The organism is Halomonas sp. KAO (genome assembly GCF_015595025.1).
GTDB lineage: Bacteria > Pseudomonadota > Gammaproteobacteria > Pseudomonadales > Halomonadaceae > Halomonas.
In genome coordinates this window covers 68,860-81,776 of record NZ_JADNRL010000008.1, presented here as the reverse complement: position 1 = coordinate 81,776, position 12,917 = coordinate 68,860, and the positions used below count along the sequence as shown (strand labels likewise).

Here is a 12,917-nt window from a genome sequence, read left to right as displayed (position 1 = left end):
CAGCCCGATGACGACGACCCGGCCCCCTACAGCGTGGTGAACTTCCCGACGCTATCGGCGGCAGGTGCCACCGCGACGAAATCGACACTAATTTTTAACGATCTGTCCGAATCAGGTTGACAGGTTCCGGTAAGCAGATAGCTCTTTATTTCTCTAGGTACCAGCGGCGTTACCAGCCAAAGTGCTTCATGGGTGACAAAACCCTGAGCCCCTTTTTCATTAAGCCGAATCTTTTCCGTAACGATATGGCGAATAGCAACTTTCAGCTTGCTCTGCAGAGACTCCCTGGGTGCTTTCTCAATACTGGAGACTTTGCCACCCAGAGATTTGGCGACGCTGGCCCTATCAGCCTGACTGACAATTTCACCAATAACCCCGGAGCGTTCTGAGTGACCACTGATGGAGTACATCACCAGACCAAAAAGATCCGGCTGGCTCTTCAGCCACTCGAGCCCGGCATTACCCACCACTTCCTTGCACAGGAGTGGATTAGCCGCAGCGTGAAGAAAGTAGTCGCGACCCTTGATATATCTAACGCGATACTGATCGGGAATAGTACCTTCCCAAAGGCACCACCTACGCCCGGACTTCAGATATATGTCGATGTCGACGATAATCTTGGCAATATCATGCAGCAGGCAGGCATAGATGACCGCCACGCTCCACAACTCTCCGGTGGAGGACTGTCTTTCAGGCGATTCATTTGGTGGGAGCAGGTGCTGTCGCCGTAGCCTCAGGCCAAACACACAGGTTTCGAGGCCATGATCCAGCATCCCACCAGGGTAGCTATGGTGGTGAGACTCCGAGGCAGGCAGCAACTGAACCCGCTCAGCGTATCGTTGCAGAGGCTCTTTTACGTAAGCTTCGAAGACAGGAGCTGTCAGCGAGGTACTTTCCTGGACCGCCTTGAGCAGCTGCTGCCGATAGGGCGTTGCCAGCAGCTGCGCACCGGTGCGCGGAACTTCCCAGTCGACGTCATCCTGGACGCTGTCACTGACGGTCACATTACAGCGGCCGCGTAAAAATTTGAGAATCTGCAATTTTCGCTCCTGTGGATGCAGTCCATGCATCACAGCAATGCTCCCTGAGGAGCACCAGAAGAAACGTTAATTGCGATGAGGCGGGTTTACGCCAGAACACTCCTTGCCCTAGCGTGATTTCTGTGGGAATCGACCCAAAGAAAGCATGATTTTATTTAGCAGAGAAATTATTACGACAGGAATATGAGCACATATTAACTAAGAAAAATCTTATTTTTATGCCGACAATGCTTACAACTAAAGCCGCATTTACAGGCAACGCCTTACCAATCTAATAGAACTACCCCCTCCGAAGAGGGGGTATGGGTTGGGTTAACTCAGGTCACCAGCTGCCTGGCCAGTGCCATCTCCACGGAGTCTCCATCCGTATTGAGGGCATCCAGGCCCGATTCTGGCACGTCTCCCGACGTGCTCTGGGCCACAGCGATCTTCTTGGCCATCAGTGACAGACAGGCGATCTGTGACGATCCGGCATAGCCAAGATACAGCACTCTCACCGGCTGCCGCTGGCCGATCCGCCAGGAGCGGCGGGCGGCCTGCTGCAGGGTGTAGACGTTCCATCCCGTTTGCATGAAGACGATGGTGGGAAAGCCCAGCAGATCGAGCCCGGTTTTCACCAGGTCCGGATTGGTGATCAGCACCTCGACACCACGGTCGACCCGATCAGCAATCCAGTCCTCGCGTCGCTGGGTCTCCACAGAGGAGCGCAGCACCGCGACCTTGAAGTCGGCCTGGGTGAGCACCGCCTTGAGTCGGCTGCTGGTATCGCGCTTGCCGGTGTAGGTCGTGTAGACCAGCACTCTGCGACCCTCGGCCTTCTCGCGCCGGCAAATCTCCACCAGTTCACGCTCCTTGGGCATCGGCTGCTGCTCGCCGAAAATCGTCTTCACGAACGCCAGCAGACTGCCTGAACGCGGATGCTTGACCGTCTCCGGTCGGAAGCAGCAGTCCGGCCAAGCCAGCAGCGCGTTGAGCACCACCCCCAGCAGAGTGGTGTCCTTGCGTGCCAGCGCCTGTCGGAGCTCGGTGGTCAGTTGACCTTCGAGCCGCCTGTAGGCGAAGGCCTGCTCGTCGTCCATCGGCACCTCGATGAAGTCCTCATCGTAGGGCGGCAGCACGTTGCCACCGATATCCTTGAGCTTTAGGAAGACCGTGAAGGGCAACACGTAGCGCATGATCCCCTTGGGGCCGAAACCCGGGGCTTTGACGGTGCGCACGGACAGCTTCTTGCCGCGGGCTGTCTTGTGCGAGTCGCCATCGCGCTCGGTGTAGATGTCCTTCAGTACCCCATGGTCACGCAGGAACGACATGGCCGCGGGCCCCATCGATCCCCGTGCATTGGGGCGATAGCCGTCTTCGATCATCTTCGTCGTGAGGATGCGGAACAGCAGGTAGAACAGGTCATCGGCGTAGCCGCCCATCAGGGTACCGGTCAGCAGCAGCGACTTGCGCGCCTTGGCCGCCAGCACGCCCATGGCCTGACCCTGGGCCGAGCCGGCGTTCTTGTACTCATGCCCCTCGTCCACGATCAGCAGATCGAAGGTATGATCCGGCAGGTGCCGCTTGATGAACTCGGTCGGCTGATAGCCTCCTTCGCCGAAGCCGAACTCCATGCTGGCCATGGCCCTCTCCATCCGGGCCGCCTGTCGGTCGGAGAACACCAGCTCCCCGTTCTCATCCATAAGGTTGATGAACTCATGGATGTTGTCACCCAGCAGCGTGGCCAGGAACTCCTCGCCGAACAGCTGGACCAGGCGCTCCGAGGAGACCTTGCCGATGGTGGGCAGCTTGCGCAGCGCCTTGAGGACCAGGTCACGCTGCAGGCTACCCGTCGCCCGCTGTGGCCGCATCAGCGTCCAGAGAGGGCTGTGACAGTGCCGGCACTTGTGGCGCTTCTCCTCGCGGAGAAACTGCGACAGCGATACCACTTCGTTGTCGCCGTCGATCACCGTGCCACCACACCGAGGGCAGGCCGCCAGCTCGCCACCGGGTACGCGCTTGCGTGCCGCGGCGGGTCGCCAGTGAAAGCCCATGCGCATGCGCACTCGTCCCAGGATGAAGAACTCCGGCCGTCCATCGGATGGCTGGCCCAGGGCCTCACGGAGCTTGAGCAACTTGGCCAGGGTGTCCGGGCCGTTGAGCACCCAGACTCGGGCCTGGTCGACAGTCTCCAGAATCTCCCGCCGCCACTTATAGACCAGGTGGGGCGGTGCAATCACCAGGAAGCGCCGGTAGCCTTCATCGTGACAGACCGCCGCGGTGGCGATGGCCATCATGGTCTTGCCGGTACCCATCTCGGCATTGATGATGCCCGCCGGCTCGTGCCGATCGAGCAGTAGTGCCGAGATGGCTTGCACCACCTCGGCCTGCTCGGGGAAAGGCGCCCGCTTGAGAGCCGCCATGACGGCCTGGCGACGAGGGTTGGCCTCGCCGTCATAGACCGGGGGATGAGAGCGATTGAGCGAGGCCAGCAGGCCATCGCCAAACTCTTCCACGAAGGCGTTGAGGTCCACCTGAGGCCCGAAAACCTCATCAGACTGCGCTAAGCCGGCTGATGCCGGCAGTTGAGTGATATTATTCATGTCCGTCTCCTTGTGCACAAGAAAACGGCGGGCACTCTCCCCCCGGGCGGGTTGGAAAGGCCCGCCGTGGGGAATGGCGCCCTGGGCGCCGGTTAGTAGTCCTCTGGCAGCAGCAGCGTGGTGGCGCTTCTGTCCGCTTCGGTAATGATCCAGACCGTGAGCGACTCACGAATCCGGTACGACGAGAGCAGTCTGTCACCGTGGATCAGGGCCTGCTCGTTGCTCTGGTGGTCCTCCTCAGGCACGTCACCCCAGTCGCCGGTGACATGTCGTCGGAGCAGTGCCATGGGCGATACCTCGCCTCGCTCCACCAGCTCGTTGACCGCCCGGGTCATCACCACGCGCCCCATATCGAAGCGGCGTGGATTCGGCCTTGCGGCCCGCTCGGCGACCCGGTTGAGTGGTTCGGGCGCATCGCCCGATTCGGCCTCTGCGCCCTGGCCACCCGCCTCCGGCTCGCCGTCGTTGGCCGCCGGCGCCGAGGTGATGGTCAACAGCTGTCCACAGTGAGGCGAGTCAGGCGTCATCTCCCAGGCGCGGATCACCGGCACAAAGCGGTCGGTGAGCACGCGGGTCTCGGTGATGGAGCCATCCTCCCGCTCGGTGAACTCGGTCTTGGCAACCTTATCCTTGTGGGTGTTGCCCTTGACCACCAGGCAGCGACCATTGGGCGCTGTGACCACGCCGGAAATGGCCCCGGCCGCCAGCGACAGGGCCAGATGCCAAGAGGAGAGTCGACGCACCGGGGGACGCGACGAAAGGCCGGTCTTCCCAAACACGCTGCCCACCTCGGGCCACAGACCCTGCAGCCGCCTGACTTCGTCGCCCATTTGCTCGGCATCGAGCGACACCCGGTAGAAATGACGTAGCTCGCCCTGAGCCGCTGGCACCACGTAGGGTTCGAAGGGCCACACCTCCGGGATCACCTCGGGCATGACTTCCTTGCTCCCCACGCTCAGCAACTGGGCACGCATGGCCTTGGCCTCCTGACTGCGCTCCACCTCACGGCGGCGCACCCGGTGGCCGAGTATCACCACCTGCTGGAAGTCATCCACGGCGGCCCGGAAAACTCGCAGCTCGGTGAAGTGGTTGACCAGCCAACCGGTAAGCTCCTTGTCCAGGGCGTAGTCGGGCACGATCAACACCAGCACACCCCCGACCTGCAGGGTGCCAACGGTGCGCTGGTAGAACAGTTTCTCCAGGCGCCTGCGACCCTTGCCCTGGTAGAGGTCATAGCCGGCGTGGTCGGCCAGCAGGTCGCCATAGGGCGGGTTTAGCCACAGGCAGCCCATGCTGCGCGGTGAAATCACCGTGTCCATCAGGTCGCCCTGCAGGCCCATGTCGACCAGGCCATACATCGAGGCGGCCCGTTCGGCGTGGTACTCCACCCCGCAGGCCTGGACACGCTCTCGCCCCAGGTGGTGCGCGAGCTCGGCAATGGCAGCGCCCTCCCCCGCACAGGGGTCGAGCACTCTCATCCGGCCGGTGCACGCCGGGCTGAGCGCCTGAAGCACCCTCTCGAGCGACGCTTCGTCCGTGGGGAAGTAGCCATTCCTGGCGAAGTTGCGCGCAATGCGCTGAAACATCAGTGCCATGCGACACCTCCTGTCGGTTGAGTATGGTAGGTGCGGCCAGGACGACCGCACCGCAGTGGAACGAGAGCTCAGGGCTCGGGGGTGAGTACGCCGGCGCGGATCATGCCGCTGAGGCGCGGGGCCAGGTCGCTCTCATCGAGGGAGATCTCCCAGGCCTGGATTGGCCCCTGTGAGAAAGGGGCCGGCAGTACCGCATGCTGGGTATGCAGCAGCGTCATCACAGCCATCTGCCAATGATCCAGCAGCGGCAGCGGGCTAAGCTCCTGCACACGAGGCCACAACTGGTCATCGATCGGGAAGGCGCCCTCTACATCGTCGAGCAAGGCGATGCCATGAAGATTGACGCGATCCGGCGTGATGCAGCGCTGATCGAAGATCCACACATGCACCAGGGTGCCGAAGCGCGTCTGGCGCAGCCGGGCGGAACGCCGCGAGTAGCGGTCCATGTCACCAAAGACCATGGCGTGACGAGTGTCGTCCTGGCAGAGATGCAGGGTATCCAGGCCGTTGTCTGCCGTTGGCAGCGTCAGCCTGGCCAGTAGCTCCTGGAGGGCCGTATCCCGTCCCCATAGGGACAGAAACAGGCACTCTCGGTTGCGACCAATGCAGAATGCATCGGCATAAAGGTCCAGGCACTCATCGAGGGTGTAGAGCTCGGACATGATGGTCTCCATCGGTTAACAAGGGTCGATGGGGTCATCCCGAGCCCAGGGCATCGAGATGTCCCGGTGGGGAGTGGCTGCCTCAGGCAGCGGTGTGCCAGGTCTGCGTCGGCGCCTGGAATCGGTAACCCAACTCCTTAAGTCGACTCACCTGGTGACGGAACAGCGCTCGGTCCACGCTGGGATCGAGCTTGACGCTCTGTCCCAGGGGCCATAGCAGCCCGAAGAGCTCGGCGTCGGGATTGGCCTCCTGGCCATTAGCTGGAACATTTGGAGCATGCGGCTCCAGTGCCTCGCCTGCTGCAACCTGGGGCGCTGGCTCTTCTGGCTCAGGCATGGATGAGTTTAACGACGCAGGCACGCCCTCCTCTTCCAGCGGGTCCATCTCCGCGGAGTCGAAGCGCGGTCCATGCTGAGTCACCAGCATGCCGTCCTCGGTCAGCAGCATTTCGCCGACCTTGGCACGCACCTCCACGACCAGCCGACCACCGGCGAAGTAACTCGCCGGACGGATCTCGAGCAGCAAAAACTCGCCCTCAAACACCCCTTCGCTGAACTGGTCCAGCTGAGGATCCTTGATGACGAACTCGCCGATCGATGCCGCCAACCGACCCACGTTGAAGGGTCCGTTGCGCCCATGAATGGTGCGGACGGTGAGCCGTCCGGGGATCTTGATCATCACCAGACTCCTGTTCGACAGGATGGGAATAGAGTGGACGAGGCCGGCAATGCCAGCACCCGTCCAGGGGACTCGGGCAACAGCCCGAGGTGTCAGAGATAGCCCCGCTCCGCGAAGGAGACCGAGTCCGAACCGCCGACCACGATATGGTCGAGCACGCGAACCTCGATCAGGCCCAGTGCCTCCTGGAGGCGCTGGGTGATACGTCGGTCCGCATCGCTCGGATCGGGCTCCCCGCTGGGATGGTTGTGGGTGAAGATCACCGCACCGGCGTTGTGATGTAACGCCGCCTTCACCACCTCCCGCGGATAGACCGAGGCGGAGTCGAGGGTGCCGTGGAACAGCTCGCTGAACTCGATCACGCGGTGCTGGGTGTCCAGAAAGATGGCACCGAATACCTCATGGTCGTAGCCGGCCAGCTTGAGCCACAGAAACTCACGCACCCGATTGGGCGTATTGAGCTTCATGCCCTTGGCAACGGATCGCTCCACCACCTGACGCGCCGCATCGATGACGCGATCATCGGGAGCCGCCAGGTAGTTGCCGTCGCTGTCGCGCACAAACAGCTGAGACGCGTTGGATGAGGAATAGCGAGAATCTGCCGGGATGGCAGCTGCTGAGGTGTGTGTCATGACCAGTACCTCCGGACATGACCGAGACCGCCCCCTCCGGGAGCGATGTCCCGGTCGGGGTGGGTTGTGAGGTGAGGCTGCCGCCAAGGGAGGCGGGCAGGGTGAGATGAGTCCGCGTCAGGGGACCAGTCGCTGGCTCCACTCACCATTCGACAGCGCGGACGCTGCCTGGACCTCCGTGGGCCAGTATTCAACCGACTCACGGGAGACAGGCCCCAGATCGCTCTGGGTACCGAGGTAATAGCCGGCGGCGCTGCGCATGACCCTCACGGGTAAGCGCTGACCGCTAATGGCCATGGCAAGCTTGCCGAATGCGTATTGCTGCATGACAGAGCTCCTTGTCACGTGCCATAGGCCTGCCCCACCCGGGAGCAAGTCCCCATGGCGGGTTGGTTAACGGCTGTCGCCGGAAGGAAAGATGAGTTACGCCGCGGCGAGCAGCGAATAGTTCAGTTCGTCGTGCCGAGCCACCAGCAGATAGTCACCATGCTGACGGTCGCCTTGCACGACCAATGCCTCAAGCTCGAGGGCCAGAGGCTGATTGGAGCTCCCGCTAGGCGGGATACGATAGTGGGTCAGCCGTACCGCCTGGGTTCCTCCGGGGTACTGGCTCAGCTGATAGGCTACGTCCTGAAGCAGCAGCTGTAATCGTTCGATGGGAGTGATCCCATAGTCCGATACCACCTGCGCTGCGACGTATATCCAGTCATCCATAACTCGTTCGCTGATGCGGACCTTGCCCACAAAACCTTGCTCACGAGCCAGAGACGTCATGTCGTAGGATTTCATGGTGGATCTCCTGTGGTAATGCACACAGGGGACACACCTTCCCCACCGGGGAATGTGATCCCCTGGTGGGTGATGGCACAAAAGTGCCGAGGAAGACGTGCTGCATCCAGCCCGGGTGGGCGGCCTCGTTTCGGGATGCGCGAGGCCTTGGGAGGTGGCGTACCGCCAAGCGGCGCACCCTTGAAACGCCTGGGTGCCGGGGTGTCTCGGTTGGTGCCGGTCGAGACCACCGGGCCGCCATAGGCGGCGCTTGCATCGTTGAGCTTACGACACGAGTCAGGGGAGTCAAGCAAGCCCGTCACACTCGAAAGCACGGGCTACTCATCAATCGACACGACCATCGGTAGGCGTGCTTCAGGCGCCACGCTCCGCATCAGCTTCGCAAGCCGGACCAAGGACACCTGGTACTGTCCGTTGCTGGACAGCGGCTTATCGGCCAGCGCTTGCCACACCAGCTCGCCCGGGCCGTTGTAGGCCTCCGTAAAGTTTCCCTGCCGATCCAACTTCAGCACCAGAAGATGCTCAGGGCAGCTCCTCAACGCGACTCGGCCACCGTGACAGTAGGGCCCCCTCCCCCCAAGAAAGCCAGGAAGGAGGGAAGGCATTTAAAAAATCATGTGAGTTACAAGTGCAACCAATGGAATTGCAATTACAGTTCTGATCAAAAAAATCACTATCAAATTTGAAACTGTTAATGGGATACTTGACTCCAACATTGCATTGGCACTTTCAGTAAAGAATATAATCTGCACTGTAGATAGAGTGCAAACAAAGAACACAGCCATCGGAGAAACATCTGCACCAGCAATAATTATAGCTGGCAAAGCTATCTCAGCGATAGAGACTAGAACGGTCGGGGCAATTGCGGATGCATCTGGAAGTTGCATCAGCTTTATCAAAGGCTCAACTAAAATACCAAGATAGTCAAAAACCGGCGTATACGTTGCCAAAAGAAGTGATATCGTTGCAATCGAAAGAATGAAGGCAACAATTTTCTGTGCAAACGTTACTGCTCCCCAAACCCCTGAATAAATATCTTTTGATTGTGTTTTTGATGCTCTTTCAGCAGCAGCATTCAAAGCTCTTGAAAGTATACCCCCAGACTCTTCAGGGTTATAGCTATCGTTTACTTCCTTCCCTCCTTCATAGTAGATATCCGACTTTCTGGAAAGGGGCGGAATCCTCACCATAATTGCCGCCAAAAAGAAATTAATGAAAAACGAACTAATAATCATATGGGGAAGGTAGCTCATAATTCCCCCTATTGATGCTAGGAGCGCAAAAAACCCCAAGCTGCAAATACTAAAACTAGTAGCTATGCTTGCTGCTTCCCTCTGATTATAATGTCCTGTCTCATATAGCTTGTTGGTTACAAAAATACCAACTGCTGGTGCCGCAACAAATGATGCTACCGCGTCAACAGCAGACTTTCCTGGAAGTCGAAAAACCGGTCGCATCAAGGGCTCAAGCAAGGTTCCAACAAACTCAAGGAACCCAAACTCAGTAAGAAGTATAACAAAAAGCCCAGCAATTGTTACTGTTAAAAATACACTCCCTCCTAAGTATAGCGACAATCCGCCAACATCGTCATCCAGCAACCAATCTGGGCCAATACCAAATGTTATTAAAAAAGCAAAAACAGTAGCCAATAAAAACGCCACCCCGCTAAAAACCCCATCCTTACTATGGTAGGAGCGTATACGATCACTTCTAGTAAAGAAAGAAAAAACCCAAGTAATTAACAGTAGCGCTATTACACCAAGAGTCAAATAATTTACCGCGTCGCCTAGCCAAGACTTCGCACCGTCAATCATAATGACCAATGGTATTTTAGACGCATCTTCTCCCGGAACAGGGAAAAAGAATACAAAAAGCCCAAGCAAGCTACCAACGAATGCCTTTACTCCACCCGACATCTTTATCTTAGACTTTGAAGCATCTGATCTATACATTATAGGCTCCATGCTGAGCATTATATTATGATTCTAATTTTCACTCTTAAGACCCCCTCTAGGCTCTCTATGCAAGATATTCCTACATAGAAATCTCTATAAAAAGGAATCTATTTCAGGCAGTGCCTCAAACAAATCTGACACTAGTCCATAGTCCGCCACCTGAAAGATCGGTGCCTCCTCGTCCTTGTTGATCGCCACGATCACCTTGGAGTCCTTCATGCCGGCCAGGTGCTGGATGGCCCCGCTGATGCCCACTGCGATATAGAGGTCCGGGGCGACGATCTTGCCGGTCTGGCCCACCTGCATGTCGTTAGGCACGAAGCCAGCGTCCACGGCGGCGCGCGAGGCACCCACGGCGGCGCCCAGCTTGTCGGCGATGCCCTCGAGCAGCTTGAAATTCTCGCCGTTGCCCATGCCGCGACCGCCGGACACGACCACCTTGGCGGCGCCCAGCTCCGGGCGGTCGGACTCGGCCAGCACTTCCTTGACTAAGGTGGACTGGGTGTTGTCGACGACGACGTCCACCGCTTCCACGTCGGCGGCGCCGCCTTCCGCTACCGCATCGAAGCCCGTGGCGCGCACCGTGATGACCTTCAGAGCGTCGTCGCTCTTCACGGTAGCGATGGCATTACCGGCATAGATGGGACGCTTGAAGGTATTCGGCGACTCCACCGCGATGATCTCGGAGATCTGCGCCACGTCCTTGAGTGCGGCGACGCGCGGCAGCACGTTCTTGCCGGTGGTGGACGCCGCAGCCAGCACGTGGCTGTAGTCGTCGGCAAGCTCGGCGATCAGCGCCGACATCGGCTCGGCCAGCTGGTGGGCATAGACCGCGTTGTCGGCCACGCGCACCTTGCTGACGCCATCGAGCTTGGCCGCGGCGTCGGCGACGGCGCTGACGCCCTCGCCCGCCACCAGCACATCGATCTCTTCCTCGATGGCCTGTGCGGCCGCGACCACATGGGCCGTGGCGCCGACCAGGGCACCGTCATGGTGTTCGGCGAGTACCAGGATGCTCATTAGCTCCGCTCCTTTCAAAGAACTGTTTTCAAAACGTTATGTTCAAAGAACCTTGGCTTCGTTCTTGAGTTTGTCGACCAGCTCATCCACGGAGCTCACCTTGACGCCGCCCTGTCGCTCGGCCGGCGGCTCGACTTTGAGCAGCTGGGTTTTGCTGGCCACCTCGACGCCGAGGTCCGCCGGGCTCTTGACATCCAGCGGCTTCTTCTTGGCCTTCATGATGTCGGGCAGCTTGGCGTAGCGCGGCTCGTTCAGGCGCAGATCGGTGGTGACGATGACCGGCAGGGTCAGCTCCACGGTCTGCAGGCCGCCGTCGATCTCGCGGGTCACCTGCACCTTTCCATCGGTCCCGTCACCGCTGACAACCACTTCGGAGGCGAAGGTGCCCTGGGGCAGGCCGGTCAGCGCGGCGAGCATCTGGCCGGTCTGGTTGTTATCGGTGTCGATGGCCTGCTTGCCGAGGATGACCAGGCCCGGCTGCTCCTCCTCGACCAGCTTGGCCAGCGCCTTGGCGGCACCCAGCGACTCGACGCGCTCGTCGCTCTCGACATGAATGGCGCGGTCGGCCCCCAGCGCCAGGGCAGTACGCAGCTGCTCCTGCGCGGCCTTGGGGCCTACGGTGACGGCGACCACCTCGGTGGCTACACCCTTCTCCTTCAGACGCACCGCCTCTTCCACCGCGATCTCGCAGAAGGGGTTCATGGCCATCTTGACGTTGGTGAGATCGACGTCGGAGTTATCCGGCTTGACACGGATCTTGACGTTGTAGTCGATAACGCGTTTGACCGCGACGAGTACTTTCATAGCTGTAGCTCCGGGCTGGCCTATTAAGAAGTAATGGCACGACCTATGATTAGTTTCTGAATTTCCGAAGTACCTTCGAAAATTCGTGTGATACGGGCATCTCGGTAGTAACGCTCTATAGGGAGATCACTGCTATAGCCGTAGCCACCATGAATCTGTACAGCATTATCTGTAATCATGGCCGCTGCTTCGGAAGCAAATAGCTTAGCAACAGCAGATTCCACGCTAAAGCGCCGATCCGAGTCTCGCGAATCAGCTGCCTTGTAGGTGACCATTTTCGCTGCTTCCAATTGAGTGTGCATTTCAGCCAACTTCCATTGAATACCCTGGTGTCTACACAAGGGCTTACCACTTACAACTCGATCTTTTGACCATGCCAAGCTATCGTCATATGCTGCTCGTGCGATACCCAAGCTCATGGCGGCTATTTCCACACGTCCACGATCCAGAACCTCCATAGCAGTGGAAAAGCCAGCCCCTTCCTCTCCCAGGAGAGCGCTTTCAGGCACGACGCAATCAAAGCTTATTTCATAAATATGACTGCCACGTAGTCCGAGTGTCTTTTCAGGACTTGCATACTCAATGCCTTCGGTGCCACGTTCAATCAGAAATGCCGAAATACCTTTATGACCAGCCTCTGGATCCGTTTTGGCATAAACAACCAGGAAGTCAGCATAGGCACCATTAGTGATGTAGTGCTTGGTGCCTGTAAGATGCCAGCCTTCTTCAGTTCGTGTTGCCTTGGTGCGCATCTCAGCCGGATTGGAGCCGGCGCCGGGTTCGGTCAAAGCGAAAGCACCGAGTAGCTCTCCGGCAGCACAGCGTGGCAGAAAGTCCTGCTTCTGCTGTTTGGTACCACCTATCAGGATAGAGTCGGTAGACAAGAAGTGGGCAGTCAATGAGGAGCAAGTGGCAGCACAATAGTAGGCGACTTCCTCGACGGCCAGCGTCATACCAATGCTACTGATATCGACACCGTCATATTCAGACGGAAGATTCATCCCCCAAAACCCGAGCTCCCCCAGAGCCTTTAGACTATCAGAACAGAACTCTCGAGTTTCGTCATAGTGCTTAGCGTTATTTTTCAGCACCTCGGCTGAGACCTTCTTGGCGGCATCCTGGAACGCAATTTCGTCATCAGTGAACGTAAAATTCATGA

At 58.7% G+C, this 12,917-nt stretch carries 13 protein-coding genes and 1 pseudogene; all 14 read right to left on the bottom strand.

Annotation, left to right across the window (positions count from 1 at the left end; all coding sequences use genetic code 11):
• Nucleotides 1-26 precede the first annotated feature (26 nt).
• The 14 genes and pseudogenes from mobH to IOC61_RS03120 all read right to left on the bottom strand — a co-directional run bounded on the left by mobH (nucleotide 27) and on the right by IOC61_RS03120 (nucleotide 12,915).
• The gene (mobH, locus tag IOC61_RS03175) at nucleotides 27-1,040 is read right to left on the bottom strand and encodes a MobH family relaxase (protein ID WP_195687419.1); all 1,014 of its coding nucleotides are present in this window, start codon (nucleotides 1,038-1,040) and stop codon (nucleotides 27-29) included.
• A gap of 317 nt (nucleotides 1,041-1,357) precedes the next feature.
• Nucleotides 1,358-3,622 carry an SNF2-related protein gene (locus IOC61_RS03170; protein WP_195687418.1) on the bottom strand — a complete coding sequence of 755 codons (2,265 nt, stop codon included), beginning with the start codon at nucleotides 3,620-3,622 and terminating at the stop codon, nucleotides 1,358-1,360.
• Nucleotides 3,623-3,714: 92 nt separating this feature from the next.
• The gene (locus IOC61_RS17600; protein ID WP_420706326.1) at nucleotides 3,715-3,972 is read right to left on the bottom strand and encodes a plasmid related protein; all 258 of its coding nucleotides are present in this window, start codon (nucleotides 3,970-3,972) and stop codon (nucleotides 3,715-3,717) included.
• A gap of 135 nt (nucleotides 3,973-4,107) precedes the next feature.
• Nucleotides 4,108-5,217 (bottom strand): annotated as a pseudogene (locus tag IOC61_RS03165) (DUF6094 domain-containing protein); the annotation flags it as partial.
• Nucleotides 5,218-5,285: 68 nt separating this feature from the next.
• On the bottom strand, nucleotides 5,286-5,879 hold the full coding sequence (locus IOC61_RS03160; RefSeq protein ID WP_229332891.1) for a hypothetical protein: 594 nt from the start codon (nucleotides 5,877-5,879) through the stop codon (nucleotides 5,286-5,288).
• 82 nt (nucleotides 5,880-5,961) lie between these two features.
• Nucleotides 5,962-6,558, bottom strand: coding sequence for a DUF3275 family protein (locus tag IOC61_RS03155; RefSeq protein ID WP_195687415.1), 597 nt, complete (start codon nucleotides 6,556-6,558; stop codon nucleotides 5,962-5,964).
• Between the two features lie 92 nt (nucleotides 6,559-6,650).
• Nucleotides 6,651-7,190 (bottom strand): RadC family protein, encoded by a 540-nt coding sequence (gene radC / locus IOC61_RS03150; protein ID WP_195687414.1) that lies wholly within the window; start codon nucleotides 7,188-7,190, stop codon nucleotides 6,651-6,653.
• Between the two features lie 117 nt (nucleotides 7,191-7,307).
• Nucleotides 7,308-7,517 (bottom strand): hypothetical protein, encoded by a 210-nt coding sequence (locus tag IOC61_RS03145; RefSeq protein WP_195687413.1) that lies wholly within the window; start codon nucleotides 7,515-7,517, stop codon nucleotides 7,308-7,310.
• A 96-nt stretch (nucleotides 7,518-7,613) separates the two neighbouring features.
• Entirely contained in the window at nucleotides 7,614-7,979 is a 366-nt protein-coding gene (locus IOC61_RS03140) for a hypothetical protein (protein WP_195687412.1), read from the bottom strand.
• Nucleotides 7,980-8,296: 317 nt separating this feature from the next.
• Nucleotides 8,297-8,584 (bottom strand): DUF6998 domain-containing protein, encoded by a 288-nt coding sequence (locus IOC61_RS17925; protein WP_420706325.1) that lies wholly within the window; start codon nucleotides 8,582-8,584, stop codon nucleotides 8,297-8,299.
• Complete coding sequence (locus IOC61_RS03135; protein ID WP_195687411.1) at nucleotides 8,585-9,931, bottom strand: YjiH family protein; 1,347 nt, start codon at nucleotides 9,929-9,931, stop codon at nucleotides 8,585-8,587. It lies immediately after the preceding gene.
• Nucleotides 9,932-10,027: 96 nt separating this feature from the next.
• A complete protein-coding gene (locus IOC61_RS03130; protein ID WP_195687410.1) occupies nucleotides 10,028-10,954 on the bottom strand; it encodes an electron transfer flavoprotein subunit alpha/FixB family protein in 927 nt (308 codons plus the stop codon).
• Nucleotides 10,955-10,996: 42 nt separating this feature from the next.
• Entirely contained in the window at nucleotides 10,997-11,758 is a 762-nt protein-coding gene (locus IOC61_RS03125; protein ID WP_195687409.1) for an electron transfer flavoprotein subunit beta/FixA family protein, read from the bottom strand.
• 23 nt (nucleotides 11,759-11,781) lie between these two features.
• The gene (locus IOC61_RS03120) at nucleotides 11,782-12,915 is read right to left on the bottom strand and encodes an acyl-CoA dehydrogenase family protein (protein ID WP_195687408.1); all 1,134 of its coding nucleotides are present in this window, start codon (nucleotides 12,913-12,915) and stop codon (nucleotides 11,782-11,784) included.
• Nucleotides 12,916-12,917: the final 2 nt, after the last annotated feature.

Coding starts and splice junctions, on each gene's coding strand:
- IOC61_RS03170 (WP_195687418.1), bottom strand. CDS start 3,622: ATGAATAATATCACTCAACTGCCGGCATCAGCCGGCTTAGCGCAGTCT.
- IOC61_RS17600 (WP_420706326.1), bottom strand. CDS start 3,972: ATGGGGCGCGTGGTGATGACCCGGGCGGTCAACGAGCTGGTGGAGCGA.
- IOC61_RS03160 (WP_229332891.1), bottom strand. CDS start 5,879: ATGTCCGAGCTCTACACCCTCGATGAGTGCCTGGACCTTTATGCCGAT.
- IOC61_RS03155 (WP_195687415.1), bottom strand. CDS start 6,558: ATGATCAAGATCCCCGGACGGCTCACCGTCCGCACCATTCATGGGCGC.
- radC (WP_195687414.1), bottom strand. CDS start 7,190: ATGACACACACCTCAGCAGCTGCCATCCCGGCAGATTCTCGCTATTCC.
- IOC61_RS03145 (WP_195687413.1), bottom strand. CDS start 7,517: ATGCAGCAATACGCATTCGGCAAGCTTGCCATGGCCATTAGCGGTCAG.
- IOC61_RS03140 (WP_195687412.1), bottom strand. CDS start 7,979: ATGAAATCCTACGACATGACGTCTCTGGCTCGTGAGCAAGGTTTTGTG.
- IOC61_RS17925 (WP_420706325.1), bottom strand. CDS start 8,584: ATGCCTTCCCTCCTTCCTGGCTTTCTTGGGGGGAGGGGGCCCTACTGT.
- IOC61_RS03135 (WP_195687411.1), bottom strand. CDS start 9,931: ATGTATAGATCAGATGCTTCAAAGTCTAAGATAAAGATGTCGGGTGGA.
- IOC61_RS03130 (WP_195687410.1), bottom strand. CDS start 10,954: ATGAGCATCCTGGTACTCGCCGAACACCATGACGGTGCCCTGGTCGGC.
- IOC61_RS03125 (WP_195687409.1), bottom strand. CDS start 11,758: ATGAAAGTACTCGTCGCGGTCAAACGCGTTATCGACTACAACGTCAAG.
- IOC61_RS03120 (WP_195687408.1), bottom strand. CDS start 12,915: ATGAATTTTACGTTCACTGATGACGAAATTGCGTTCCAGGATGCCGCC.